At 60.8% G+C, this 26226-nt stretch carries 28 protein-coding genes and 1 tRNA gene; 10 read left to right on the forward strand and 19 right to left on the reverse strand.

Translation table 11 applies throughout. The annotated features are described in order from the left end of the window. The 3 genes from AC07X6_RS25125 to AC07X6_RS25135 all read right to left on the reverse strand — a co-directional run bounded on the left by AC07X6_RS25125 (position 1) and on the right by AC07X6_RS25135 (position 5420). Positions 1 to 2856, reverse strand: a complete 2856-nt coding sequence (locus AC07X6_RS25125; RefSeq protein WP_494792746.1) for a hybrid sensor histidine kinase/response regulator — start codon at positions 2854 to 2856, stop codon at positions 1 to 3. 303 nt (positions 2857 to 3159) lie between these two features. Continuing rightward, on the reverse strand, positions 3160 to 3360 hold the full coding sequence (locus tag AC07X6_RS25130) for a YbdD/YjiX family protein (RefSeq protein WP_010396213.1): 201 nt from the start codon (positions 3358 to 3360) through the stop codon (positions 3160 to 3162). Beyond that, the gene (locus AC07X6_RS25135) at positions 3360 to 5420 is read right to left on the reverse strand and encodes a carbon starvation CstA family protein (protein WP_494792747.1); all 2061 of its coding nucleotides are present in this window, start codon (positions 5418 to 5420) and stop codon (positions 3360 to 3362) included. Before AC07X6_RS25135 ends, AC07X6_RS25130 begins: the two co-directional genes overlap by 1 nt. A 243-nt stretch (positions 5421 to 5663) precedes the next feature. Here AC07X6_RS25135 and AC07X6_RS25140 point away from each other — a divergent pair, with 243 nt between their 5' ends. From AC07X6_RS25140 to AC07X6_RS25165, 6 genes are all read left to right on the forward strand, one after another. Then, positions 5664 to 7034: a cache domain-containing protein gene (locus AC07X6_RS25140; protein WP_494792748.1), complete on the forward strand. Its 1371-nt coding sequence runs from the start codon at positions 5664 to 5666 to the stop codon at positions 7032 to 7034. Positions 7035 to 7045: 11 nt separating this feature from the next. Continuing rightward, entirely contained in the window at positions 7046 to 7675 is a 630-nt protein-coding gene (locus AC07X6_RS25145; RefSeq protein ID WP_230542392.1) for a response regulator transcription factor, read from the forward strand. A gap of 263 nt (positions 7676 to 7938) precedes the next feature. After that, entirely contained in the window at positions 7939 to 9063 is a 1125-nt protein-coding gene (locus tag AC07X6_RS25150; protein WP_494792749.1) for an EAL and HDOD domain-containing protein, read from the forward strand. Between the two features lies 1 nt (position 9064). Further along, positions 9065 to 11110 (forward strand): putative bifunctional diguanylate cyclase/phosphodiesterase, encoded by a 2046-nt coding sequence (locus AC07X6_RS25155; RefSeq protein WP_494792750.1) that lies wholly within the window; start codon positions 9065 to 9067, stop codon positions 11108 to 11110. Between the two features lie 114 nt (positions 11111 to 11224). Beyond that, positions 11225 to 11314: transfer RNA gene (locus AC07X6_RS25160), tRNA-Ser, on the forward strand. Between the two features lie 194 nt (positions 11315 to 11508). Next, positions 11509 to 12690, forward strand: coding sequence for a tyrosine-type recombinase/integrase (locus AC07X6_RS25165; RefSeq protein ID WP_494792751.1), 1182 nt, complete (start codon positions 11509 to 11511; stop codon positions 12688 to 12690). A 143-nt stretch (positions 12691 to 12833) separates the two neighbouring features. Here AC07X6_RS25165 and AC07X6_RS25170 read toward each other — a convergent pair whose 3' ends face one another. The 12 genes from AC07X6_RS25170 to AC07X6_RS25225 all read right to left on the reverse strand — a co-directional run bounded on the left by AC07X6_RS25170 (position 12834) and on the right by AC07X6_RS25225 (position 17737). Continuing rightward, positions 12834 to 13118 (reverse strand): hypothetical protein, encoded by a 285-nt coding sequence (locus tag AC07X6_RS25170; protein WP_494792752.1) that lies wholly within the window; start codon positions 13116 to 13118, stop codon positions 12834 to 12836. A gap of 37 nt (positions 13119 to 13155) precedes the next feature. Then, entirely contained in the window at positions 13156 to 13365 is a 210-nt protein-coding gene (locus AC07X6_RS25175; protein ID WP_494792753.1) for a hypothetical protein, read from the reverse strand. 3 nt (positions 13366 to 13368) lie between these two features. Beyond that, positions 13369 to 13662 (reverse strand): hypothetical protein, encoded by a 294-nt coding sequence (locus tag AC07X6_RS25180; RefSeq protein ID WP_492993093.1) that lies wholly within the window; start codon positions 13660 to 13662, stop codon positions 13369 to 13371. Next, positions 13659 to 13889 (reverse strand): hypothetical protein, encoded by a 231-nt coding sequence (locus AC07X6_RS25185; protein ID WP_494792754.1) that lies wholly within the window; start codon positions 13887 to 13889, stop codon positions 13659 to 13661. Before AC07X6_RS25185 ends, AC07X6_RS25180 begins: the two co-directional genes overlap by 4 nt. Beyond that, positions 13883 to 14035: a hypothetical protein gene (locus tag AC07X6_RS25190; RefSeq protein ID WP_175444804.1), complete on the reverse strand. Its 153-nt coding sequence runs from the start codon at positions 14033 to 14035 to the stop codon at positions 13883 to 13885. Before AC07X6_RS25190 ends, AC07X6_RS25185 begins: the two co-directional genes overlap by 7 nt. After that, positions 14032 to 15867 carry a replication endonuclease gene (locus tag AC07X6_RS25195; protein WP_494792755.1) on the reverse strand — a complete coding sequence of 612 codons (1836 nt, stop codon included), beginning with the start codon at positions 15865 to 15867 and terminating at the stop codon, positions 14032 to 14034. Before AC07X6_RS25195 ends, AC07X6_RS25190 begins: the two co-directional genes overlap by 4 nt. After that, the gene (locus tag AC07X6_RS25200; RefSeq protein WP_034745810.1) at positions 15857 to 16210 is read right to left on the reverse strand and encodes a hypothetical protein; all 354 of its coding nucleotides are present in this window, start codon (positions 16208 to 16210) and stop codon (positions 15857 to 15859) included. Before AC07X6_RS25200 ends, AC07X6_RS25195 begins: the two co-directional genes overlap by 11 nt. A 101-nt stretch (positions 16211 to 16311) precedes the next feature. After that, positions 16312 to 16713 carry a hypothetical protein gene (locus AC07X6_RS25205; RefSeq protein ID WP_494792756.1) on the reverse strand — a complete coding sequence of 134 codons (402 nt, stop codon included), beginning with the start codon at positions 16711 to 16713 and terminating at the stop codon, positions 16312 to 16314. Positions 16714 to 16833: 120 nt separating this feature from the next. Then, complete coding sequence (locus AC07X6_RS25210) at positions 16834 to 17097, reverse strand: Ogr/Delta-like zinc finger protein (protein WP_494792757.1); 264 nt, start codon at positions 17095 to 17097, stop codon at positions 16834 to 16836. Further along, positions 17094 to 17282, reverse strand: coding sequence for a hypothetical protein (locus tag AC07X6_RS25215; protein WP_494792758.1), 189 nt, complete (start codon positions 17280 to 17282; stop codon positions 17094 to 17096). Before AC07X6_RS25215 ends, AC07X6_RS25210 begins: the two co-directional genes overlap by 4 nt. 37 nt (positions 17283 to 17319) lie before the next feature. After that, on the reverse strand, positions 17320 to 17523 hold the full coding sequence (locus AC07X6_RS25220; RefSeq protein ID WP_035820909.1) for a hypothetical protein: 204 nt from the start codon (positions 17521 to 17523) through the stop codon (positions 17320 to 17322). Between the two features lie 10 nt (positions 17524 to 17533). After that, the gene (locus AC07X6_RS25225) at positions 17534 to 17737 is read right to left on the reverse strand and encodes a hypothetical protein (protein WP_494792759.1); all 204 of its coding nucleotides are present in this window, start codon (positions 17735 to 17737) and stop codon (positions 17534 to 17536) included. An 82-nt stretch (positions 17738 to 17819) separates the two neighbouring features. On the opposite strand from AC07X6_RS25225, the gene AC07X6_RS25230 reads away from it, so the two are divergent. From AC07X6_RS25230 to AC07X6_RS25240, 3 genes are all read left to right on the forward strand, one after another. After that, entirely contained in the window at positions 17820 to 18263 is a 444-nt protein-coding gene (locus AC07X6_RS25230) for a helix-turn-helix domain-containing protein (protein WP_494792760.1), read from the forward strand. A gap of 342 nt (positions 18264 to 18605) precedes the next feature. Then, the gene (locus AC07X6_RS25235; RefSeq protein WP_494792761.1) at positions 18606 to 19721 is read left to right on the forward strand and encodes a GmrSD restriction endonuclease domain-containing protein; all 1116 of its coding nucleotides are present in this window, start codon (positions 18606 to 18608) and stop codon (positions 19719 to 19721) included. Then, complete coding sequence (locus tag AC07X6_RS25240) at positions 19718 to 20365, forward strand: MAE_28990/MAE_18760 family HEPN-like nuclease (protein ID WP_494792762.1); 648 nt, start codon at positions 19718 to 19720, stop codon at positions 20363 to 20365. The genes AC07X6_RS25235 and AC07X6_RS25240 overlap by 4 nt, the downstream gene beginning before the upstream one ends. Positions 20366 to 20627: 262 nt before the next feature. On the opposite strand, the gene AC07X6_RS25245 is transcribed toward AC07X6_RS25240, so the two are convergent. Continuing rightward, the gene (locus AC07X6_RS25245) at positions 20628 to 20855 is read right to left on the reverse strand and encodes a hypothetical protein (protein WP_494792763.1); all 228 of its coding nucleotides are present in this window, start codon (positions 20853 to 20855) and stop codon (positions 20628 to 20630) included. Here AC07X6_RS25245 and AC07X6_RS25250 point away from each other — a divergent pair. Next, positions 20854 to 21294, forward strand: a complete 441-nt coding sequence (locus AC07X6_RS25250) for a hypothetical protein (protein WP_494792764.1) — start codon at positions 20854 to 20856, stop codon at positions 21292 to 21294. The genes AC07X6_RS25245 and AC07X6_RS25250 overlap by 2 nt on opposite strands. 4 nt (positions 21295 to 21298) lie before the next feature. Here the strand turns inward: AC07X6_RS25250 and AC07X6_RS25255 are convergent, their stop codons facing one another. The 3 genes from AC07X6_RS25255 to AC07X6_RS25265 are packed head-to-tail and all read right to left on the reverse strand — an operon-like array spanning position 21299 to position 26144. Continuing rightward, positions 21299 to 22567, reverse strand: a complete 1269-nt coding sequence (locus tag AC07X6_RS25255) for a phage late control D family protein (RefSeq protein WP_494792765.1) — start codon at positions 22565 to 22567, stop codon at positions 21299 to 21301. Next, positions 22564 to 23172, reverse strand: coding sequence for a phage tail protein (locus AC07X6_RS25260; RefSeq protein WP_494792766.1), 609 nt, complete (start codon positions 23170 to 23172; stop codon positions 22564 to 22566). The genes AC07X6_RS25255 and AC07X6_RS25260 overlap by 4 nt, the downstream gene beginning before the upstream one ends. 14 nt (positions 23173 to 23186) lie before the next feature. Next, entirely contained in the window at positions 23187 to 26144 is a 2958-nt protein-coding gene (locus AC07X6_RS25265) for a phage tail tape measure protein (protein WP_494792767.1), read from the reverse strand. Between the last annotated feature and the right edge of the window lie 82 nt (positions 26145 to 26226).

Below are 26226 nucleotides of genomic sequence, written 5' to 3' on the forward strand. Positions count from 1 at the left end.
TCAGTGTTCCTTCACGAGGATGGCGTTCAGCGATTCGCGTACGGACAGGAAGGCTTGCTGCATCTGCTGCAGCAGGATGGCCGCGCCCTCGGTGCTGCCGGCGCGGCCCAGTTTTTCCATCTCCTTGCACAGCTGCGCCAGGCCATCGGCGCCCACGTTGGCGCTGCCCGATTTGAGGCTGTGCGCCACCTTGCGCAGCGCTTCCGCATCCGCGCCCGCAATCGCCTCGCGCATGGCGCTCAACTGGCGCGGCGTCTCGCTGGTAAAGGCGAGGATGACCCGTTCCAGCAGCGCATCGCCATCCGTGCCGGACAGGGCGCGGATGTTTTCCAGCGCTTGCCGGTTCAGCGGCTGGCCCGCCGGCGCGGCGGCGGATGGCGGCGTTGCCACGGGCGGCGGTTCGGGAGGCGCCTCCTGCGGCGCTTCGCTGTGGTGCACGGTGGCCGCGCGCGGCAGGGTGATCCAGCGCGCGATCGTGTGGCCCAGGTCCTGCTGCGTGAACGGCTTGCTCAGGTAATCGTCCATGCCGGCCGCCAGGCACGCTTCGCGGTCGCCCTGCAGCGCATTGGCCGTGATGGCGACGATGGGCAGCACGCGCGCGTGGCCGCACTGCTGTTCGTGGCGGCGGATTTCCGCCGTGGCGGCAAAGCCATCCATCACGGGCATCTGGCAATCCATCAAAATCAAATCGAAATCCTCGGCCTGCGCCGCCTGCAGGGCTTCTTCGCCATTGCGCGCGCACACCACGTCCAGGCCCAGGCTGTCGAGCATGGCCAGCGCCACTTCCACGTTGACGGGATTGTCCTCGGCCAGCAGCACGCGGCGGCGCTGGCGCCGGCCCACCTGGCGCGCCGTGTGCGGCGGATGGATGCGCAGGCTGTCGCTGGCGCGCGGCGGCGTGACGATGCAGTCGAACAGATCGCATTCGCGGGCCGGCTTGATCAGCTGGTAGGCCACGCCCGCCTCGCGCCGCTGCACCGGGTCGGCCGCCGCCTGTTCCGTGCTCAGCAGCAGTAACTTGAGGTCGGCCAGCAGCGGGTCGCTCTTGATGTTGGCGGCCAGGGCCAGGCCGCTGGTGCGCGGCAATTCCATGTCGAGCAGGGCCACGGCATACGGCGTGCCGGCCTGCGCGGCCGCGCGCAGCTTGCCCAGGCAGTCGCTGGCCGTGCCGGCGCTGTCGCTGACGATGTGCCAGCTGGCCAGTTGCCGCTCCAGCACGGCGCGCGTGGCGGGTGTGTGGTCGACGATCAAGGCGCGTAACCCTCGCGTGGTTTTCAGGTTGAAGGACGGGTCATCGCTGTCGACCCGCCGCTTATCGAAATTTACTTCGAACCAGAAGATCGAGCCTTGCGTTAAAGCATTATCAACGCCGATAGTGCCGCCCATCAGCTCCACCAGCTGTTTCGAGATCGTCAATCCCAGGCCCGTGCCGCCGTGCTTGCGCGTGGTCGAGCCGTCCGCCTGCGAAAACGATTCGAAGATGCGCGTCTGCGCTTCGCTCGACACGCCGATGCCCGTGTCGTGCACCTCGAAGCGCAAGCCCACGCTGGGCGCGTCTTCGCTGCACACTTCCACTTTCACGGTGACCTTGCCCGTTTCCGTGAACTTGATGGCGTTGCCCAGCAAGTTGACGATGATCTGGCGCAAACGGTTCGGGTCGCCGCAGATGGCGATGGGGATGTCATAGGCGATATCGAATTCCAGGCTGATATTCTTCGCTTCCGCCTGCGGCGCGAATACGTGTTCTATGTCGTCGAGCAATTCGCGGAAATTGAAGCGGATGTATTCCACGCTCAGCTTGCCCGCCTCGATCTTGGAAAAATCGAGGATGTCGTTGATGATCACCAGCAAATTCTGCCCGGAACGCTGCACCATGCTCGTGTAGTGGCGCTGCTGCGGGCTCAACGGGCTGGCCAGCAGCAATTCCGTCATGCCCAGCACGCCATTCATCGGCGTGCGGATTTCATGGCTCATGGTGGCAAGGAACGCGCTCTTCGCCTGGCTGGCCGCCTCGGCCGCATCCTTGGCCTTTTCCAGCTGCGCCGTGCGCACGCCCACCTGGCGTTCGAGCTGGTCGCGGTAATTGGCCAGGGTGCTGTCGCGGCTGTCGATCTGCGCCAGCATGTCGTTGAAACTGTCGATCAGCACGCCCAGCTCGTCGCTGCGCTGGTGCGCGATGCGGTGGCTGTAGGTCTGGCTGCTCGACACTTTTTGCGCCGTATCAATCAGCTTGGTGATCGGTTCGGCGATCACGCTTTTAAAGCGCCGCGCCAGGAAGACGGCGATCAGGAAGGACAGCACGGTGGCGCCGCCGATGGCGCCCACGTGGCGGCCGATGTCGCGCCACATATGGTTCAGGTCTGCCTCGATCAGCACGGCGCCGATGATCTGTTGCGGCTCGCCCGGCCGGTAGACGGGCCGGTACAAGCGCATGGCGGGCGCCAGGTTGGTGCCCGAGCCTTGCGTGACGGGCTGCACGGCCATGTCGGCCAGCAGGGCCGGGTCCATGTCTTCCGGTGCCGGCAGGCCGTCCGCATGCTGCGGCGCGCGGTACAGGGCGAACAGGCGCCCGCCCTTGTCGAACAGGGCCGCCTGGGCCACCTCGTCGCGCGCCGACAGTGCCGCCAGCACCTGTTCCGCCTGCGCCTGCGCCGGCTTGCCCAGCAGCATCGGTGCCGCGCTGGCCGCGCCGATCACGCCCGCCAGCGACAGCAGTTGCTTGCCTTCATCGTTTTTGTGGTTGAGCACGGAAGTCAGCGCAAACGCCACGAACACCAGCAGCAGCGCGCAGCCCGACGACAGCACCGAGATCATGGTCAGCTTCTGGCTGATGCTGGAGCGTTGGAAATTGAACATGAATTCGCTGCTTCCCCGGTCGCCCGTTGACTGTTATTTAATTCCTATTGGAAAAATATAGACGCGAAGACACATCCCGATATTGATGTGGGTCTAATGGAGGAGAGGGGAGGGGAACTTATAAGAGAGGAAATGAATAGGGCGGCCCAACCAGACCGCCCTCAAATTATTGCTGAGCAACAACACATGACCCAGCCGTAGCGAGCGGAAGGGAGAGGCGGCCCAGAAGCGCAACCGTACTAAAGTACGGTGAGCATCGCAAGCCGCCTATATCGACGCGCAGCAGGCTGGGTCAGGTGTCCGCTAACAACAACCCCCACGTTTGCCGGCCCCGCCGTAGCGGGCTTCCTGCCGTTCGCGGAAAAACTCTTCATACGTCATCATCGGCTCGCCGGGATGGGTCACTTCCCGGTGCGCCACGTAGGTGTCGTACTCGGGCAAGCCGCACATGAGCCGCATGCTTTGCCCCAGATACCGTCCCGCCTTGATGATTTCGTCGATCATCATTGCACCGTGGGCATGGCCTGGAACGGCGTTTCCTTGGTGCTCGGCTTGCTGTCGGCGCGCGCCTTCAGGATGGTGCGGATGCCGAAGAACAGCACGCTGACGACGACCACTACGAAGAAGGCGGCCAGGCCGGCGTCCAGGTAATCGTTGAAGATGATCTGTTGCATCTGCGCCACCGACTTGGCCGGCGCCAGCAGGGTGCCTTCATCCAATGCCGCCGAGTATTTCTTGGCATGCGCCAGGAAGCCGACGCGCGGGTTGGCGTCGAAAATCTTTTGCCAGCCCGCCGTCAGGGTGCACAGCAGCAGCCAGATGGTCGGCGTGATGGTGACCCACGCATACTGGCCACGCTTCATCTTGAACAGCACGCAGGTGCCGAGGATCAGCGCGATGGCCGCCAGCATCTGGTTGGCGATGCCGAACAGCGGCCACAGGGTGTTGATGCCGCCCAGCGGATCGACCACGCCCTGGAACAGGAAGTAGCCCCAGGCCGCCACGCACAGGCCCGTGGCCAGCAGGTTGGCGATGACGTTTTCCGTCTTTTTCAAGCTTGGCACGAAGCTGCCCAGCAAGTCTTGCAGCATGAAGCGGCCCGCGCGCGTGCCCGCATCGACGGCCGTCAGGATGAACAGCGCTTCGAACAGGATGGCGAAGTGGTACCAGAAAGCCATCATGGCCTTGCCGCCGATGGCACCCGAGAGAATCTGCGCCATGCCGACGGCCAGGGTCGGTGCGCCGCCCGCCCGCGAGATGATGCTGTGCTCGCCAACGTCCTTGGCCGTCTGCGTCAGCATGTCCGGCGTGACATAGAAGCCCCACTGCGAGATCGCCTGCGCAGCCGATTCCGCCGTGGTGCCGATCAGGGCGGCCGGGCTGTTCATGGCGAAATAGATGCCCGGCTCAATGGTCGAGGCGGCCACCAGGGCCATGATGGCCACGAACGATTCCATCAGCATGGCGCCATAGCCGATGAAGCGGGCGTGGCTTTCGTTTTCAATCATCTTCGGCGTGGTGCCCGAGGAAATCAGCGCGTGGAAGCCGGAAACGGCGCCGCAGGCGATCGTGATGAACAGGAAGGGGAACAGATTGCCCGACCAGACGGGGCCGGAACCGTCGATGAACTTGGTCATGGCCGGCATTTTCAGGTACGGCGCGACGACGATGATGCCGATGGCCAGGCCCAGGATCGTGCCGATCTTCAGGAAAGTCGACAGGTAGTCGCGCGGCGCCAGCAGCAGCCACACGGGCAGGACGGAAGCGATGAAGCCGTAGCCGATCAGCATCCACGTCAGTTCCGTGCCCGTGAACGTGAACATCGGGCCGAGGACCGCGTGTTCCTGCACGTATTGGCCGCCGATGATGGCCAGCATCAGCAGCACGAAGCCGATGATGGAAATTTCGCCGATGCGGCCCACGCGGATGAAGCGCGAATACACGCCCATGAACAGGGCGATGGGGATCGTCGCCATCACGGTGAAGCTGCCCCATGGCGAACCCGTCAGCGCCTTGACGACGATCAAGGCCAGCACGGCCAGGATGATGACCATGATCATGAAGCAGCCCAGGAGCGCAATCATGCCGGGGATTTCGCCCAGTTCAGCCTTGATCAGGTCGCCCAGCGAGCGGCCGTCGCGGCGCATGGAAATGAACAGCACGATGAAATCCTGCACGGCGCCCGCAAACACGACGCCCGCCAAGATCCACAGCATGCCGGGCAAATAGCCCATCTGCGCGGCCAGCACGGGGCCGACCAGGGGGCCGGCGCCGGCAATCGCGGCGAAATGGTGGCCGAACAGCACATATTTGTTCGTCGGCACGTGATCGAGGCCGTCGTTGTGCTTGAAGGCGGGCGTCATGCGGCGCGCATCGAGGCCCAGCACCTTGTCGGCGATGAACAGGCTGTAGAAACGGTAGGCGATCAGGTAGACGCAGACAGCGGCGATGACGATCCAGATCGCGCTGATCGGTTCGCCACGTTGCAGGGCAACAACGCCCAGGGACCCGGCGCCGGCCAGCGCAAGCGCTGCCCAGCCGAGCTGTTTGAAAATGCGGTTCATGCTTCCTCCAGAGATTGACGGGCGCTGTGCCGTGCGATGATGTGTGCTGCCGGGCCTGGTCGTCGCCAGTTTGGGTGTCAGTTTGGTGTATCTGCAGCTTATGGCGAGTATTCAGGAATCGTATAATTGCCGCAAGCGCACGACTACGCAGTAACGCTCAGTATTACTACGCAGACCGATCGCGGCGCCGCGACGTAAAATCACGCCTTCCCACCAGCAAAGACGCCGCCGGAGCGCCAGGCCATGAAACTCAGACAGAAAGTCATCTTCCTGGCCCTCACGCCGCTGATCCTCGCCCTGTGCGCCATCGCGTTTGCCGTGCGGCACCAGGCAATTACCCTGGCAGAGCAGCAGCGCGCCACCATCCAGCAAGCGTATCTGGCCAGCAAGGAAGCCGAACTCAAGCATTACGTGACCCTGGCCAGCCATTCCATCGCCTCCCTGTACCAGTCGGGCCGCAAGGATGCCGCCACGCAAGAGGAGGCCAAGCGCATCCTGTCCGCCCTCAGCTATGGCGACGACGGCTATTTCTTCATCTATGATTTGCAGGGCAAGTCGCTGATGCATCCGCGCCAGCCCGAGCTGGTGGGGCAGAACCTGTGGCAGTTGCGCGACGCCGAGGGCAACCTGACCATCCAGCGCCTGATGCAGCGGGCGAAGGGCGGCGGCGGCTTCGAGCGCTACAACTGGATCAAGCCGTCGACGAACAAGTCCGCGCCCAAGCTCGGCTATGTGATTTTGATGCCGGAGTGGGGCTGGATGATGGGCACCGGCATCTACATGGATGACGTGGACCAGGCGCTGGCCAAGGTCGACGCCCAGCAGTCGCGCAATATCCGCTCGACCATGGAACTGATCGCCGCCATCGCCATCCTCGGCTCCCTGCTGGTGGCCGCCTGCGGCCTCGTGCTGAACCTGCGCGAACTGCGCGTGGCCGACGCCAAGCTGAAAGTGCTGGCGCAGCGGGTGGTCGAATCGCAGGAAGAAGAGCGGGCGCGGCTGTCGCGCGACTTGCATGATGGCATCAGCCAGTGGCTGGTGTCGATTAAACTGCAGATCGAGGCGGGCATCGCGCGCTTGGCCGGCAATGCCGAGCAGAAAGACAAGGCGCCCGCCACCTTCGAACGGGCCGCCGAGCAGCTGAACAAGGTGCTGGGCGAGGTGCGGCGCATTTCGCACAACCTGCGCCCGGCCATCCTCGACGACCTGGGCCTGGCCGCCGCGCTCGACCATCTGGTGCATGAATTTAACGACAGCAGCAGCGCGCAAGCCAGTTTCACGGCCAGCCCGGCGGCGGCGGGCGAGGGCTTGCCCGACATGGTGAATACCGTCCTGTTCCGCATCGCCCAGGAAGCGCTGACCAATTGCGAGCGCCATGCCCATGCCAGGGGCGTGGAAGTGAGCCTGCGCGAGGCGGGCAAGGCCGTGGAATTGCGCATCGAGGATAATGGCGGCGGCTTCGACTTCGACGGCATCGCCCTGCACCCGCAGCGCGGCATCGGCCTGCGCAACATGACGGAACGCATGGAAGCCATCGGCGGCAGCCTGCACATCGCCTCGTCCCCGGCCGGCACCGTGGTGCTGGCGCGGCTCGATCTTCCCTCCACACACTAATAATGAGAACCATGAGCGACACGATCCGAATTTTGCTGGTGGACGACCACCCCCTCGTGCGCGACGGCTTGCGCGCGCGCCTGGAAGCGGTGGCGCATTTCGACGTGGTGGCCGAGGCGGGCGGCGCCGATGAGGCGCTGGCCCAGGCGCGCGCGCACCAGGTGGACCTCGTGTTGATGGATATCAATATGCGCGGCATCAACGGCATCGAAGCGACGGCGCTGTTCAAGCAGGCGTTTCCGCAGATTGCCGTGTTGATCCTGTCCATGCACGACAAGCTCGAATACGTGTCGCAAGCCATCGCCGCCGGCGCGCGCGGCTATGTGCTCAAAGATGCTCCAGGGAAAGATATCGTCTTCGCCATCGAGACGGTGATGTCCGGCGGCATTTATTACAGCGCGGCCCTGGCGCGGCAGCTGTCGCGCCCGCAAGTCCACGATTCCTTCCTCACCACGCGCGAGCAGCAAGTGCTGCAGCACATCGCGGCGGGCCAGTCGAACAAGCAGATCGCCCGCGACCTGGACCTGAGCGTGCGCACGGTGGAGACGCACCGCCTGAACATCAAGCGCAAGCTCGGTATCGAAGGGCAGGCTGAACTGATCAAATACGCGGTCGAGCACGCGCATGGCGGCAGCGCCTGAGCCCGCGCGCGGCGCCGTCTTTTGTCCAAGCCGCATGCCAGGCGGGTTTCCCGGTGGAATGTTTTTTTTGAACATTTATTGCCAAAATTAAACTGTTTCGTGGGTGAGATTCGGATAGAATGATTCTTGCTGTCGAAATGGCATCCCTGTCGGGCCAGGGTTGCCAATGCTGGCCAGTTTATTTACTATGGCGCCCTACCCACACTGAGATACCGATGTCAGCGTCTGAATCAAACCTGTTTCCGTTGGTGGGATTACAAGCAGTGGCCAATGCTCATAACGAGTGGGTCGCTGTCACCCTGCATGTACCGCAGGCCTCGACGGCGCCGCTGCTGGCGGCGCTGGCCGCCGCCGATGCGTATGCCTTCCTGGCGCCGCTCGACTGCATCATTCCCCTGGCCGACCCGCATGGCGTGGACGAGGCCGTGCTGGCGCAACTGGCGCCGCAACGCACCATTTTCCGTTTGCCTGTGCAGCTTGCCGGCGACAAGCAGATTCAAAAGAAATGCCAGCAATGGCGCGACGCCGGCTACCGCATCCTGCTCGATGGCGATGATGCCGGTCCCGTGACGGCGGCGCAGGTCGAGGCGCGCGCCTTGAGCTTTGATGCGGCCGGCACCCGCCCGGCCCTGCATCAGCTGCTGCCCTTGCCGGGGCCGCACCTGGCCTACAACATCGCCGACGCGGGGCAGCTTGCCGCATTGCAAGAACTCGGCGTGAGCTGGTTTGCCGGCGATTACGCCCTGCACCAGGCGCGCCAGCAAAGCGAGCCGGAAGACGCCACCTCGCGGCGCCGCCTGCTGGCGTTGCTGGGCTTGCTGGCCCGCGATGCCGACGCGCACGAGCTGGAAGTGCCGCTCAAGCAAGATCCCTCGCTCAGCTATCATTTATTAAAACTGGTCAACTCGGCCGCCTTCGGTTTCACGGCGCCGATTACGGGCTTCAGCCAGGCCATCACCCTGCTGGGCCGGCGCCAGCTGCAGCGCTGGCTGCAACTGCTGCTGTATGCGCGGCAACAGGACGACGGCAAGATCCACGCGCTGCTGCCGCTGGCGGCCGTGCGCGCGGCGCAGATGGAAGCGCTGTGCCAGCTGCGCGGCGGCGACCGCGACGCGCAAGACCTGGCCTTCATGGCGGGCGTGTTTTCCCTGCTGGATGTCCTGCTGGGCATGCCGATGGAAGAGATCATCGCCACCCTGAACCTGGCGCCGGAAGTGAGCGTCGCCTTGCTCGAACGCAAGGGCGAGCTGGGCACCTTGCTGGCGCTGGTCGAAAGCGCCGCGCCGCCGCCCGAGGGCTTGCGCCGCGCCGGCATCGACGGAGAAACCTATTGGCGCAGCCTGCTGCAGGCCTACCAATGGGCCATCCAGGTCAGCCGGAACCTCTAGCATGACCCTGTTTCCGGTGTCGGATTTCCTCGGTGACAGCGCCGCCCTGTGCGACGCCGTCGTGCGTTTGCGCGGCGCCGCGCTGGTCGCCGAGCTGGGCCGCATCGCCAGCGCCGTGATGGCCAGCCCGCACGGCCAGTTCCTGCCCGCGGCCAGCCTGGACGCCGCTGCGCCGCCCGCGCCATTTCCCCGCGATACGCCCGCCTTGCTGCAGGAAATCAGTTTTGATGGCCACTGTTTCGGCCATTACAGCGTGGCGGGACGCAGCCTGTACAGCGACGCCGACCGCCGCCACCTGGCCAGCCTGGCATCCTTGACGGCGGGCGTCTTGCAAGTGCATTCGCTGGCGCAACGTTCCACGCACGCCTACGCGCAAGTCGAAGCCTTGCTGGCGCAGCAGACGCAAATCCTCGACCAGTTGCACGAATCCGTGCTGACGATGGACTTGACGGGCTACATCACCAGCTGGAACAAGGGCGCCGAGCGCCTGTTCGGCTACACCTCGGTGGAAGCCGTGGGGCGCAACATCCTGTTCCTGTACGACGATGAAGACACGGGGTTCCACGACGCCTTCCTGGAGCAGGGAGGACGCCTGATGGAGGTGCGCCGCCGAAAGAAGTCGGGCGAAGTCTTCTGGGCCAGCCTGTCCTTGTCGCCGCTGCAAGACCTGGACGACAAGCCCATCGGACTCATCGCCTACCTGACGGACATCACGGAGCGCAAGCTGGCCGAAGAGCGCTTGCACCACCTGGCGTATTACGACCCGCTGACCAGCCTGCCTAACCGCACCTTGCTGGCCAAGCTGGTCGACCAGGCCCTCTCCGTGGCGCAGCGCAGCAAGATGCTCGGCTGCGTGCTGTTCATCGACCTGAACCGTTTTAAACTGATCAACGACACCCTGGGCCGGCGCATCGGCGACGAGCTGCTGCGGCAAGTCTCGCTGCGTTTCCGCCATGCCTTGCGCGACCAGGATCTGGTGGCGCGCCTGGGCGGCGACGAGTTCGCCGTCGGTCTGTTCGACATCGGCCAGCATTTCGAGGCCAGCATGGTGGCGCAAAAGCTGCTCGCTTCCCTGGTGGAACCGTTTTTGATCGAGGGCCACGACCTGCGCGTGGGCGCCAGCATCGGCATCAGCGTGTATCCGCAGGACGGGCAAGACGCGGAAACCCTGCTGCGCCTGGCCGACATCGCCATGTACCGCGCCAAGCAGGACAGCGGCGGCGAAGCGGAAAGCGTGGCTTTCTACAGCCAGGACATGAACCTGGGCATGCAGGCGCGCATGCGTCTGGAAACAGGCTTGCGCCAGGCCTTGTCGGAACAGCAACTGCTGCTGCACTACCAGCCAAAGTATGCGCTGGGCAGCGGCCGCATCATCGGCGCCGAAGCGCTGGTGCGCTGGCACCACCCGCAGCACGGCATGATCCCGCCCGCCGAATTCATCCCCCTGGCCGAATCGACGGGCCTGGTGGTGCAAGTGGGCGAATGGGTGCTGGAAGCGGCCTGCGCCCAGGCGCAAGCGTGGAAACTGGCGGGCTTGCCGCCGATCCGCCTGGCCGTCAACGTCTCCGCGCGCGAATTCACGGCGGCCTTGCCCGCCAGGGTGGCGGCAACCCTGGCCCGCTACGGCCTGGAAGCGGCCTGGCTGGAACTGGAAATCACGGAAAGCACCCTGATGCACAACATCGAGAGGGTCATCGGCATCATGGACCGCATCACGGCCTTGGGCGTAGCCCTGTCGCTGGACGACTTCGGCACCGGTTATTCGAGCTTGTCCTACCTCAAGCGCTTCCCCATCGACACCCTGAAAATCGACCGCTCGTTCACCACCGGCATCCCGACCGACGCCAGCGACTGCGCCATCGCCAGCACCATCATCAGCATCGCCCAGCAACTGCACCACAAAGTCATCGCCGAAGGCGTGGAAACGGCCGAACAGCTGGCCTTCCTGAAGAGTTCCGGCTGCGACGAAGTACAGGGCTACCTCTTCTCGCGCCCATTGCCGGCGGGGGAGTTCGAGAAGGCGCTGCGGGAAAACTGGGGCGTGTAAGGCATGTGTGCTGGCATGAGTGTTTATGCCACAAGCAAAGAGCCGGGGTAAATAAGGCCACGGGAGTGCTAGCCATTGGTAAGCCACTGACCTTTATGTATAATGCTGCCATCTGGAAGCGTGGCCGAGTGGTTGAAGGCACTAGTCTTGAAAACTAGCGACGGGTTAAACTGTTCGTGAGTTCGAATCTCACCGCTTCCGCCAAGTACATAAAAAATTCGTGAGTATACTCAACCTATATTCCACCGAATTTCATTGAAAATCAACGACTTAGCTTGATTTTCATCCCTCCGAGTCACAGATTCGGAGCCATCCAAAAACCTTCCCACAGAATCACGCGTAGGCTGAAATGTAGGTATCATGCGGTTTTTCTCAAACCCGTACCTACAGGATTTCGCATGGCCATCAATACGCTTACCGATGCAGACTGCCGCCGCGCAACGCCGAACGACGGCAAGCTGCGCAAGCTCTTCGATGGCCACGGCCTGATGCTGGCCGTCCTGCCGAGCGGAAACAAGGTTTGGCGCATGGCCTATCGTAACGACGACGGGAAGCAGCAAACTGCCGTCATCGGCCCGTATCCCCTGATCGGCCTCAAGGAAGCGCGCGAGCGCCGGGACGTTTTGCGGTTGAAACTGATCGACGGCGAAGACCTCAAGCCCAAGCGCAAGACAAGCAGCCCATCCATTACCCTTGATGCCGCCATCGATACCTACTGGGCGGGACGCACGGACATCAGCGCCGGCTACAAGGCCAATGCATTGCGCGCGCTGGCCATGTACGTCTCGCCGACGCTGGGCGCGAAAACCGTGCGTGAAATTACCAAGGAAGACTTGATGGCGGCGCTGCGCCCGATGGATGCCGCCGGCCTGTCCGTGTACGTCCGGCGCGTGCGCATGTGGGTGGGCCAGGTGCTCGACTGGTCCATTCAGCACGGCCACTGCGAAGAAAATCCCGCATCGAACATCAATTCGAAGGTCGCCTTTTCCCGCAAGCCGCGCGAAGGCTTCGCCGCCCTGGCATTGGCTGAGGTGCATCCGTTCATGGAGCGCCTGGCCCTGGAAGATGAAATTCAGTCCGTGCTGGCCTGCAAGCTGCTGGCGTTGACGTGGACGCGCACGGACGAGCTGCGGCGCATGACCTGGGCGGAAGTGGAGGGGGATGTCTGGCGGATACCGGGCAAGCGCATGAAGAAGGGCCGCGAGCACCTTGTGCCGCTGTCATCCCAGGCGCTGGCCCTGCTGGCGGAAATGAAGCTGCGTTCGCGGGGCAGCAACTACGTTTTCCCGAACGACCGTGGCGGTAGCCGCCCCATGAGTGAAAACGCGATTCTTTACCTCATTCACCGTATCGGCTTCAAGGGCAAGATGACGGGCCACGGCTGGCGTAAGGTCGGTTCCACCTGGGCCAACGAGCACGAATACAACTCGGACCACGTTGAGGTGCAGCTCGCGCACAAGGATGGCGGCGTGCGCGGGGTCTACAACTCCGCGGAGTACCTGAAACAGCGCCGGGTGATGCTTCAGGCCTTCGCTGACTGGCTGTTAAAGCAGCCTGATCCCAGCGGCTTGGAGCGTTGAAAGGCGCCATCCCAGCGTGCGCTGGGTTATGGCAACGTCCGCTGGCGGCAGCTTGTTATCCTTGACCCATCTGCGCAGCGTCTCCGAAGTGACGCCCAGCATTTTGTATAAGTCCTGGCGGTAGATAATTCGGTCTTCGTTCATTATTTGAGTCCTTTCGTGGTGGGGTTTTTCTTGCGCTGGGCTGGTTCTGTATGGCCGGCTTTGCTTTGCACCGCCAAGGCGAATGCTTCGGCCTCGGTGTGGTGCGGTACTTCGACGCCAGGCTTGCGGTAGTCGCGCAGCCGGCAGAATTCTTTGTATTGGTCCATATGGTTTGTTTGTGCTTCACTTGATTGATTAAATTGGCCGAAAAACAGCTTTCTTCGTTGCTTGTCACTCATGCAGACCAACTCGTGGAAATATTGCTCATTCAGGTAGCTCATCATGCGGGGATACGCTCGTCTTTTTTTGCGGCGCTGCACTTCACCCTGGCAACGCCATGTTCAGCCCGATCTGCGCACGACTTACACTCAGCACGACCATGCCGCCGCGCTCTACGGTGACGCCGCCACGGTACTTCCAGACTCGTGCAATGTCGCCTGGCTGACTGCCGGCCATAACCAGTGCGTCAAGGCGCATTTCCTCGCTAGTCAGCTTCGCTTGGAAGGATTTTTTGTAGGATGTTTTGTTCATGGCTTAAAACTCCGTGGTCAAACTGCCGTCTGGCAGCCTGAACATCACATCGAATCTCACTCCGCAGTCACTGCCCATTCGCAAAGCCTCGCGGTACGTGCTGCACCTGCAATGGTCCCAAACGTATTCATCCACTGTTCCAGGGGCCTCTACCACCACCCAGCGTTTCGCTTCGTGTTTCTCAGCCAGCTTCTGTGCGCGCAGCGCGCGTGCCGCCTCACGATCTGCGCTGGTGATTGGTTTGCGCGGTGCGCGGACCTCTGGCGGGAACATGTCGAGCGTTGCGGTATCGTTCATGCGGCCACCAACAGGGCAGCGTGGCTGGAAACAATGGCCGCTAGCGGCACCGCCCGGAACATGCCCGGCCACTGGTGGTCCAGTTCCACCCACGCATGCAGCTCGCCATTGCCCACGTCGCGGCGCAGGTCGTTGACGGTGCCGGCCTGGTAGCCTTCGTCGGTATCGAATGTCACGCGGTCGCCCAGGGCGATTTGCCGCGGCGAATCGGTCAGGGTGTTCAGCATTGCGGTGCTCCTTTCAGTTTGGCGGTAACGCCGCACACGCCGAAGCGGTCGATGGCGGCGTCGATCACGTCGCCGCTGGATGCGGCAACCTCAAAAAATTCAAAGCGTTCGGTTTGCGTGCGAACGATCACGGCATAGGTGCTCATGTGCCATTTCCTTTATGGGGTGGGGTGTCGGGGACGATCAGCCGGGGATACGGGCAGGCGTTGACGGCCGCCCAGGCGGCAATGACCGCTGTTTTTGCCTCGTCAGGCAGGTCAGGGATAGGCGCCGCTGGCGGCGCGGCCGGGGCAGGGCGGTCGGGGTGCGTACAGTTATTTACACGAGTCCGAGGAACGGCAACCCCAACAGCCACCGCGCGCCCGCCTGTGGCCTGTACCGGCGTCCACGTATGGCGCACGGACTTGAAGACCACGCCAATGAGGTCGCTGCAGCGCACGCCGTAGGGCGTGATACGTTGCGTTTCGCCATAGCGGCCGATGACGGTCTTTTCATCCTTGGCCAGCGTGACGACCAGTTCCTTGCGCGGCACCAGGGCGCCGCCCTGGGCGCGCAGGTATTCGGCCCAGCAGGCGCGCTTTTCGCCCTCGATTTTTTGCACGGCGTTCCAGGCGCGGCGCATGGCGGCCGGCGCTTCGTTGAGCATGCTTTCCTCGATGCGGCGCAGTTCGCGCCACACGGTGACGGGCGCGCCGCCCCATTGCTGGAATTGACGGATGCCCCAGCGCGCGGCCCAGGCCTCGACGCGCGCCGATGGCGTCAGCTCGATGTCGCCTTCGGTGTCCGGCGTGATGACATAGCCTTCCTTTGTCTTGTGCTCGGCCACGCCGTCGATGTTCTTGGCCACATACTTGATGATGTAGCCGGCAGCACTGCCGATGGCCCAGTCGATGCGCTTGACGTCCAAGCGGCGCGCAAAGGCGCCCGGTTCGCCACGGTCCATGCGCCAGGCGTAGCGCTTCATGATGCGGATGGCGCGGCCGGCCACGTCCTGCAAGTGGGCCGTCTTGTATTTCACGGTGGGGCGCACGAACAGCAGCAGATGCCAATGCGGGCAGCCATCGTGATGCGGCTCGGCGATGCGAAATCCGTACAGGCCAATGCCACGGCGCGCCAGTGCGGAGCGGCACAGGGCTGTCATCTTGCCAAGGTAGGCATTGGCCTCGCGTGGCGTCGAGTTGTCGTATTTTGGATTTGGCTTGCCGCTGTGCTGCACGGCGTGAAAGCGCGATGGGCACGTCCAGGTGACGAAAATGCCCTGGTCGCCGCACTCGCGGGCGATCTGCTCAAAGCCGTTGATGCGCAACATGAGCTCACCGCGCCGGATGGCTTTATTCGCAGTCGTTTTCTCGGCCAGCTCGGCGATACTGAATTGCTGGCCATTCTCGTTTTGCACCAGGGTGGCGGCCAGCGCCGCCGCGTTGCGCCGGTTTTGCGCCAGACGGGCAAGCACTGCTTCGGTACTGGCGAAAGGTTCACCGTGATAGTTGACGTAGCCCAGGCGGATATTGCCGGCCTCAAAGGCGCGACCTACGCGCTTGCGCAATTGGCGGCGCCACCAGCGGGCGTCCACCAGGCGGGCGATGGTGTCGGTCAGCGCGTCGAACTCAGGCAGCTCGATGCCATACGAGGCGCATTCGTCTTCCATGATCTGCAAGGCGTGCGTGTCGGACACTGCCATCCACAGCATTTTGGTCACGCCATCGGCCGCACGCTCGGCGGTGGCCACGATGTCGGCGTCGCTTTGCGACAGGTCAACGCCGGCCGGCACATACTGCTCGGCGAACTTGCGCACAAAGCTGGTGGCGATGGATTCGTACACTCTGTACCAGGACGACCACGCCATCTTGGCCATGGCGGCCGTGATGACGCGGTTGCGCCACTTGAACGGGATACGGGCCAGCTCGGGCGCGAAGTACGGGGATCGCAAAAACGCCTCGTGACGCTGAGCGGGCTTGAGAATTTCTTTAGATGGCATTCAACAGTCTTTCGTACACACGGATAGCGGCGGAGGTGGCGGCGCGCAGCTCGATGCGCTCTTCCTCGGTAAATGAGTGGATGGGCGATTCCCAGCGGTCAGCGTCCATACCGGCAGCGATCAGCACGGAGCGGCGCGCGCCGCGCGGCGACAATCCCCAGGCCTGGGCCATGAAGGGCGCCAGGTTGCGCGGCTTGATGCTGCGTAGCTGGGCCTTGGCCTCGGCGATGGCGGCCAGCGCATGCCCGGCGCCTGGCGGCGTTGGCATATCCTTGTCGCGCGCGGCCAGAATCTCGGCGGCAGGCTGGAAGGACAGGTGATTGTCGATAAGGGACGCCGGCATGGTTCAGTCCTTGATGGCGCCGATGGCCTGCAGCAAGGCAGGGGTGATGACGATCAGGAGCGACAGCAGCCAGATGCCGCAGGTTTTGGCCAGGCGCTGCATTAGCGTGCCCCTGCCTTGAGAAAATGTTCTGCCCAGTACGGGAGCGTGTGCGATGCGCCGCAGCAGTGCCGGGAACCCGCCTCATTGGCGAAAAGGTAGTTCACCTCGATGGGCAGCTTGCCGACCAAGGCGCGCTGCTTGGCTGGCGCGAAAAAGCCGTCACGCTCCAGCGCCTGCGCATCGCTGACGATGAAGGTCAGATTGGCAGCGCCGTAGGCGTGATAGGTCTTGGCAATCTCATGGATTTGGGCTGTCAGCGCTGCGATGCTGATGCAGGCGCCGGCTTGCAGCAGAAAACACGTAGGTGCGACGGGGACAATGCAGTTTTGCGACATCGGGTTGATCGTGTTTGACGGCATGGATATGTCGGCATGAATGGCGGCGTGCAGCGTGGTTTCCATCGGTTTTCCTTATTTCAGGTTGAACGAATCCCGCACGCTCAAAAGGGAGCGCTGCAGGGCACAGAAAAAGAGGGGAGTTACAGCGGCCGGGTTACGGCGGCGCGAGGATCGGGATAGCCATCAGCAGCCCGCTGTCAGGTCCAGGGCCAGCTGGCTGGTGGCAGCCGTGCGCGCATGCTGGGACATCGGGATGCGGATATCGGCCCTGGGCATGGCGGACAGCGAGAGGGTGCGCAGCACTTCCAGGCCTGCCACGAAGGAGTGCCCGCAGTCCGGGTTCTGGCACATATAGGTGATTTCCTTGAACATGGCGGACATCGTGCGGCTTTTGACGGCACGGACGGTGTATTCGCAATGCGGGCAGGGCAGGCCGATGACTCTCATTTCTGCTTTCTTTCCACTTGGTACAGGGCGCGACCGCGACCCGTCATGTTTTTTGACTGCTTGCGTAAGCGCGACTTGACGAGCCATTCAGCCGCCTGATCGATACTTGCCAGCCCCTGGCGCTGGCGCACGAGTTCCAGCACCGCGCGCTCTTCGTCATTGAGGTGAATTTGATGGTCTGGCATTTTCTGTAACTTTAGAGTTGCTCAAAAGTGACTCGGTTTAAACGCTGCGACGCTGTACGCTGTCGATGGTGGCGTCATCCAAGGCGATCACGGCCAAGGCTTCACGCATCACGATCTGGCGCACCAGCACCGCAAGCTCTTCGCCTTGGTAGTTGGCGATCGAGGAAACGAGCTGGTGCTCATAGTCATCGAGGCGCAGCATGACGCGGTGGCTGCGGATACGTTTTGCATCGGGGTACATGACGTTGTCCTTAGTGGGTGGGTTTGGAGGCGAGTTCGCGCTTGTAGTCGGCGAGGCCGCGCAGGATCAGGAAGCGGAGGAACCAGGCGCGAGATCGTTCATGTTCTGCGGCAAAGGCTTCGACTTCGGCCACTTCAGCCGGGGCTAGACGGACGCCCATGGGATGGGAAGTTACACCCTTGGCAATGCGTCCAACAATGGATACGTTTTTCATAATGTTATGATCTGTAATCGCTACGGAATGGCGTAACTATAGCTCCCAAATGAGAGCATTGTAAAGATAAATTTGAGCACAAATGAGATCAATTGGTGAAATACTAAAAGAAGAGCGTCAGCGGCTGGGCATGAATCAAGAAGATTTTGCTGCCGCCGGCGGACTGAAGCGACGCGCGCAGACGCTGTATGAACAAAACGAGCGTGCGCCGGATGCGCTTTACTTGCGCGCGCTGGCTGGAATCGGGGTCGATGTCCATTACATAATCACGGGCGAGAGACTGCAATCAGCCGTTACCTCGGATGAGAGAGAACTGCTGGATGGTTATAGAAGTATGGACGTTCGCGGGAAAGCAGGCGTACTAGGGATGATTGGTGGCATGCGCTCGCCAACGCCCCCAGCATCCCAAGCAGGGAATGCCCCACACGTTGAGACCCACGGCAAGATTGGTCAAAATTTCGTGGGGAATATCATTGGGCCGCAGACTTTTAATGTGGCCGGTAGCGGACGAAAAAAGGAAAAATAGTCTGCAAATGATTCATCTTCTTATGCTTATTGTAGTTGCTGTTTGTTTACTCTGCATAGTTTTCCGCCCCTATAATTCCTAGATGCGAGCGCTTGAACCTGCAGAGTTGGACGTTTTCCTTTTGCATCATATTCAGCTATGCACATTTGACGTAAGTTAGAAAGCTGTCATGACTAAAAGAGCAGATTGCGATACCGTAAAAAGTACTCATTGCTGGGAAAAATTGCAACTTAACTAATTTTACAGGCATACCCTGAAAACGATGGTGCCGCACAAGAGTTGTTGGTCGATCAGTGGTTTAAATTACGCAACTAACGTTCAGTCAAAAAAAGGGAATTCAAGATGCTTAGTCAAGAAATTGAAGTCGCACAACGCCTTGTGCGAACTGATGCTTACCAGATGTCTATCGGTGAAATTGTAACTATGTACAACGACGAAGATTTGATTATCGATCCGGAGTTTCAGCGACTATTTAGATGGGATATCGGACAGAAGTCAAAATTAATTGAGTCATTGTTGCTTGGAATACCACTTCCTTCGATTTTCGTATTTGAAAAAGAAGATGGGAAATGGGAGCTTGTAGACGGTTTACAACGTGTTTCGACCATACTTGAATTCATGGGTGCTTTGCGTGACCCTGCGGGCGGTCATTATTCGCCATCCACTCTCGAGGCGACTAAGTATTTGCCGTCGCTTTACAATGCAGTGTGGGAAAGCTCGGCCGGTATTGTCGATGTGCCTATTCACGATCAGAAGCCAATTGATAAAACACAGCAACTTGCCATCCGTCGCAGCAGACTTGGCGTTGAAATACTAAAACGTCCGAGTGACGATCAGACGAAGTATGATCTTTTCCAAAGACTCAATGCCGGAGGGACGCAGGCCAATGCACAAGAGCTTCGGAATTGCATTGTGCTTATGGTCAACGGTCCATATTTCCGAGCAGTGAAGGCTGCAGCCGATTTAGCTGCGTTCAGAACCGTTATATCTGTTGGAGAGGAGCAAATCGAAAAGCAAAAGCACATAGAGTTGGCAATGCGTTTTCTTGTGCATGTGAAGCTGTCATATGATGGTCGATTGGACGTTGAGGAATTCATTGATGAAGGCATCATTGAATTGGCTACGGCCGGAGACCAAGCCAGCGCTATTAATTTAATCACCAAAACTTTCCAATTGCTGAACGATGTCGCTGGTGCCAACGCGCTTCGACGTTACAACGGTGGTCAGTACGTTGGCAAGGTCGTTCTGTCCGGCTTAGAGGGCATAGCCGTAGGTGTCGCAAAGAACCTCGATGCGATAGAAGCCCTAGGCGAAGCTCAAGCCAAAGCATTTATCAAGGAGAAAATGGAGACGTTCTGGAACCAGCCAGAGGTACCGCAATTTACTTCGCTCGGTCTCCGCGGCACAGTGCGAATTCAGCGTACCGTTCCGTTTGGCGAGAGATGGTTCCGTCCATGAGCAAACCCTATACGGAAGGTGAGTTTTCCACGCAGATTACTACGGATAGAAACTGGCGAGTTAAAGAAATATCCGATCTAAAACTGGCGATCAAAAGGGGAGACGAGGGCATGCGGAAAGTACTTCTGCGCGCTTTAGTTGCAATTTGTTATGCTCACTGGGAAGGTTACGTAAAATTTGCAGCAAGAAAATATTTCGAGCATATTGCACTGCGAAAATTCCCATTTAAAACTCTTGATAGGCAATTCACTCGGAACTATTTTTTGCCCCGATTAGCGGCGCTTTCCACATCAAAGATAAGCGTGGCTGAGCGCTGTACTTTGCTTGATGAAGTATTGGATTGTTCTGATCGGAGATTCACTCATGTGAACGATGATTTGATCAACACGAAGGCCAATCTTAACTTTGACGTATTTACCGATATCTGCTTAGTGTGTGGCCTCTCGGTTTCATTATTTTCGGAGAATGCGACATTTATCGATGTTATTTTACTCAAGCGCCGAAACTCCATCGCGCATGGAGAAGATACATTAATTGCGTTTGATGAGTTAGATAAAATAACGGAGAACACTATCGGCATAATGCGTTCGTTTGGTAATGAGCTAGAGAATCGCGTCGTTCTGCAAACATACAAGGTAGCTTGACAAGCAGCTTTGACGCGGAAGTAGCCGCTGAGCGAATGTAAGTGTTGCACTTTCATGCCGCTTTTGCGTCGGCTATTATGGCTTTCGCGGACGTCCAAGGTTCCTCGCTATTCTCGCGAATGATGTCCCGCACTTCTTCAATATGCCTCCACGCATGCAGCGCCGCCAGTTTGGCGGCCTGCTTGCTCTTGTAAAGATGCTCCAGCGTCTTTAGTGTGCTGTTGGGGCCTGCCAGTTTCTAGTCTCCCGCCAAGCGAGCTCATTACTGGCAGCAGTTGCACTGTTTGCGGCTGAGCACTTCCTGATAGTTGAAATGCGTGAGCTGTGTGCTTAGCGCGGTTGCAATGATTTCCGGATCAGCAGCCACCAAAATCTTATGCCATATTTCTTTGGACCGTACTTGGTCAGATAGCCCCAATATCTGCCGATGGATATGGTTCCGAATTTCGTTTTCCTGACGTTCTACTTCTTCAAAATTTCTGGTAATCATGACACTTTCCAATATTGATGCTTTTGATGTACTAACTGGCAAAATTTTTGCAAGATTGTACGAAAATTTCCCGAAACCAATCTTCCTGGACGCGAGAAAATTTGTAGAAGGTGGCGAAGCTGCATGCTTCAATGCTGACAGCTTCACAGGTGCCGAAGTGACTCCTCCGGCAGAGGCATTTATCAACACCGCCACATGGTTGGTGCAAGAGGGGTACATTTCCGTACGCCCCAATAGCAAGTCAGCCACAGGCTTTTCGGATGCGGTACTTTCCGAAAAAGGTTTGACCGCCCTCAAAGCTGTCCCCGATAGTCTGGTCAGCCGCGTTACCTTGGGCGAGAGATTGGTGCAATCAGTGAAGGCCGGAACTATGGAGACACTCAAGGGTGTAACAAATGAAGTATTGAGCGTCCTGATAAAGTCCGTCACCCTCCCGTAGTTCGTCACGCCTGGGCTTTGGAAGCCGTTTCCGCCGGCTTCCATGGCTCCTCGCTGTTCTCCCGAATGATTTCGCGCACCTCCTTGATGTGCTCCCACGCCAGTTTCGCGGCCCGCTTGGCACCGCTCTTGCTTTTGTAAAGATGCTCCAGCGTCTTGAGCGTGCCCGTAGCGCCGGCCTGCTCCTGCCCCGCTTTTTTCTTCTTCGCTGCCACGTCTTTCCACTTGGCCACCACGCCCGTGACGCCTTCGTCCGGGTCTTTCTCGTCCTCGCGCTCCGCCTCGACCGCTTCCGTCTTCGTTTCAAACTCCACGCGCGTGATAAAACCGTTGCCGCCCAGGCTGTGCGTGACCTTGACCGATAGCCACTCGGTGGCGTCGATCTCGGGCTTGAAGCCTCGCACGGTCACGGGTGATTGCGGAAACACGGCCGGGTTGCCCAGGGCCAGGCTCATTTCAAAGGTGGCCAGGCCGCGCAGGATGCGCTGCCATTCGGCGACGGCGGCCGCGCGCGCGTCGGTTTCGTTGGCGAACGTGGTGCGCAGGCGTTTGCTGTTGCCCGGCACGCCGGCCACGACGCTGCGGCGGCGCGCGTAGCGCTCGTCATGCCAGAAGGCGCGCACGCCCGTGTAGGCGTCGCTTTCGGCGCTGTGGTAGCGGTGGCCGTCGCCCAGTGCGCGCGTGATGGGAATGACGGGCAGCGCCTTGCCGCTGGCGGTGCGGCTCAGGTTGATTGGGATGAAGAGCAAGGTGTCGTTCTTGACGGTGGCCACGGCGTCGTACTTCCTGCCCAGCCGGCGCAGGAAGGCCGCATCGCTTTCGTGGGTCTGGTCGATGTGCTCGATGGCCGTGTCGCGCAGGCGCGCGGACACGCCCGACGCCAGCTCGTTGCGGAAGGCAATCGCCTCGATGATGGCGCCCAGGGTGGTCTTGTGGAAGCTGTGTTCCTGCTGCTGTTTGAAGGTGTCGATCAGGTTGGCCGACCTGGCGCGCAGGGTGATAGTGTCGGGCGCGCCGCTGTGCTCCACCTCGTCGACGGTGAACTTGCCCATGTCCACCAGGCCGGTGGCTTGCCAGCCCAGCGCCAGGGCGATCTGCGCGCCGCGCGGCGGCAGGGCCAGCTTGCCGTCGCTGTCGTCCAGGGCAATGTCGAGCTGGTCGCTCTCGTCGCCACGGCAAAGGGTCAAGGTCAGATTAATCAGCCGCGGCGAGACGATGGCCGTCAAGTCCTTGTCCTCGATGCTGACCTTGAAGGCGGGGATATGCTCGCTCATTTGAACTTGTCCGCCGCGCTGCCGATGGCGCCGCTGATGCTGGCGCCGATCTTGTCTTTCATCTCGCTGACCACGCCGCCGTATTTCGACGTGATGCCGCCGACCACATTGCCCACCACGCTGCCCACGGCATTCTTGGCCGCGCCGGCAATGCTGCTGGTCATGCCATCGATGCTGAGCATGTTTTTCAGGTCGCCGATGTCGCCCAGGCCGATCATGGCCAGCACGCCGTCGTCGTCGCGCTTGAGCGCAATCGAGAACTCGACGCGGCGCGCGCCGCCGCTGCCGTCGAGGATGGTGCGGCCCTCCGTCATGCTGGTGATGCGGTAGGAGCCGAGAATGCGGCCCGTGCCCTGGATCAGAATCCACGACTTACCCGTATCCGCCATCATGCGCAGGGCATCGAGCGAGTACAGGGAGCCGGTCAGTTCCGGCGCCACCCAGCCCGACAGGGTAATCGTGTCGTCGCCTGGCCCCACGTACTGGTGCGCGTCGCGCAGGCCCACGCGGGCCGTGCTGGCGTGCTTCCATTCCGTTTGCCGCTGCAGCTCGTGATAGGCCAGGGTGGGCAGGCTGAATACGAACATTCCTAAAATCATCATCATGGTGTGCTTCTTTCTTAATCGTGGTCGCGCAAGGACGAGCGGATGCGTGCCGCCTTCTCGCGGTCGCGCTGATCGAGCGCCGCGCTTACCGCGCGCGCGATGGCCTGCGGATCGGAACCGGCTTGCGCCTGGATCGTGATTTCGATCTTGTCGCCCTGAATCGTCATGCCGGCGCCGAATCCGCCCTGGGCCAGCGGGGCGCGCGTGTCGAAGGCGCTGGCAGGTAACGCCGTGGCCGTGCCGATGGCGATGCCGGCGCCCAGTTGCGTCAGGCGCTGCGCCAGGGTAGACACCTTGGCAATGGGCGCGCCCTCGCTGCGGTCCAGGCCCACGGCCAGGCCCTGCATGGTGTAGTCGCCGAGCTGGGCAAACACGCGGCTTGGGCTGTGGATCCCCAGCTTTTCCTTGAACCAGGCAATCGTGCTGGAACCGGCATTGCTGATGGCGTCCTTGACGGCGCCCATAGACCCGGTGATGCCGTTGACCAGGCCGCGCAGGATGTTGGCGCCGAACTCGGTGAACTGCGCCGGCAGCTTGATGCCGAACCAGCTCATGACACCCGCGAACGCCTGATAGAACACGCCGACCGGCGACCAGTTGATAATCAGGGCCGTGATGCTGCCCATGCCGCCGGCACAGACCGTGCGCAGGCGCGACCAGATGTCGGCGAAGAAGGCGGCGATAGGTTGCCAGGATGCGGTGATGCGCTGCAGGATGCTGGCGCCGAAGTCGGTGAACTTGGCCGGCAGCGCGATGCCGAACCAGCCCAGCACGCCCGCGAAGGCGCGATAGAACAGGCCCAGCGGTGACCAGTTGGCGATCAGGGCGCTGACGCCGCCTATGCCGCCGGCAAAGGCGGTCTTGATCTGCGACCAGATGCCGGTAAAGAAGCCGGCCAGCGGCGCCAGTCCCTTGGCAAAGCGGCCCCGGATGCTGGCAGCAAAGTCGGTGAACCTGGCCGGCAGCGCAATGCCGAACCAGCCCAGCACGCCCGCGAAGGCACGATAGAACAGGCCCAGCGGCGACCAGTCGGCGATCAGGCTATTGATGCCGGTAAAGCCGCCGGCAAACGCCGCCTTGACGTCTGACCACAGGCCAGCAAAGAACGCCTTGATCGGTTCCCAGTACTTGTAGATCAGGAAGGCGGCGCCGGCAATGACCGTGATGGCGATGCCAATCGGATTCATCAGAAGAGCGCGGCCCAGCCACAGCACGGCGCGGCCGGCCCACATGAAAGCGCCGCCCAGCTTGCGCAGGATGGGCGTGAGCACGCCGCCCGTCACGCCCATCTTGGCGAACATGACGTGCAGCATGGCATACGGGCCGATCAGGGCGGCAATACCCAGCATCAGCGGCCCGAGCACCAGCAGCAGGCCGGCCAGCACGGCAAAGGCGGTAATCATGACCTTGGCCACGGTCGGGTTGCGCTCCATGAAACCGTTCAGGCGCGTGAACGCCGCAATCGCCATTTCAAGCGCTTGCGTGTACATGGGCAGAATTTTTTCTCCCATGACCAGCTTCAGGTCGGAAAGCTTGGCATGGGCTTCGTGTTCTGCACCAGCGCCTACCGCGCGCGCGCGGTCGTGTAACTTGTCCATGCCTTCGGTGTTCTGATTGAGGCGCTCACTCTTTCGCATTTGCAAGCGCTGGCCAACCACGCGCATCAAGAAGGCAGCACCGTTGCTATTGGAAATGAGGGTGCCAATTTTGCTGTTAATTGCATCTTCGTCTGTAATTCCTTTCGCAGCCAGCTTAGGCAGGAAAACTTTTTCTACCCAGTCCAATGGACTTTTTTGGAACAGTTCGCCTTCCAGCAGCGCGCCAGCCTGAATGTATTTAATTTGCCCCACCTTGTCGTACTTGATGTGCGTGCCATTCAACAGGCCAAGAGCTTGCATTTCCCTGGCCGAGCGTTGAGTGGCGCGTCCCTGGACAATGTTGTTGTACAGCGAGCGGAAGCCGACACCGGCTGTCGATCCGCCCAACTCCTGCAACATGGGTTCCATCTGATTGAAAAACGCGTTGTCGGTCAAACCTTTACCCGCCACGCCGCTACGAATCGTGAATTGACGCCATTCTTCGCCACTTACTCGCCCGCCTGTCGCAGCAATGATTTTTTGAATGCGATCAGCATCCTTCTTGAATGCCTCGACTGATCCAGCATTGCCGCGTAACTCAATGACCTTTTGCATAGCAAACAACTGCGCATTGCGTTCCCCAGCGGAATCTGGATAGAGGGTATCGTTGATGAACTTCATTTTTGCCAAGCTGGGCAAAGCCATTTCAGCATGGTGCCCGTCTGCAAAGATGGAAATTGAATCTCGGATCATTTCCGTCTTTTCCAGCTGGCTAACGCCATACGTCTTGAGTTCCTTCGCAAACGCAATCGCGTGTTCTTTTTCCTTGGCCGTGCGCGTACCCAGCGCACGGATGCGCGCCGTTTCAATTTCGTAGTGTTTCGCTTCGTGCAGCCCCTTGACGACGGGCGCGGCCACCACGGCGCCGGTGGCAGTCGCGCCAGCGCCGGCCATGGCAATGCTGCCCGCTTTGCTACGCAGCTTGTCGGCGTGCTGGGTGGCATTGGTGACGCGCTGCTGCTTGGCGGCGGAGGCGGCCAGGCGCTTTTGTTGCGAGGCAAGCTCAACGTTCGTCAGCTGGATGCTGTTTTTCAACCACTCCTGGGCCTTGCCCAGCTGGCGCGTGTCGATGCCGGCGTCTCTCAGGCTGGTGCGCAGGACGCGGAATTGCTGGCTCTGTTCTCGGCCTTTCAGCGTCAAGGCCTGCGTGACCTTCGTCGCCGCCTTCAAATCACGCGTCATGGCGCGTGTAGGAGACTCGGTCTGTTTTATGCTTGCGGCCAGCTCTTTTACTTTCTTTTGAGCTTCTTTCAGCTCAACCCCCGTTGTTCGAATACCGCTATGCAGTTCGCGGAATTTCCCCAGGTTTCGTTGCTGGGCATTCAGTTCGCGCAAACGGTCACTGGTGGCCTTCAAGGCCTTGGCCGTCTCGCTGGAGCCGCCCATGATCTTTTTCAGCGGGCCGGTAATCTTGTCC

This window comes from Janthinobacterium sp. GW460-12-1-14-LB5 (genome assembly GCF_059423585.1).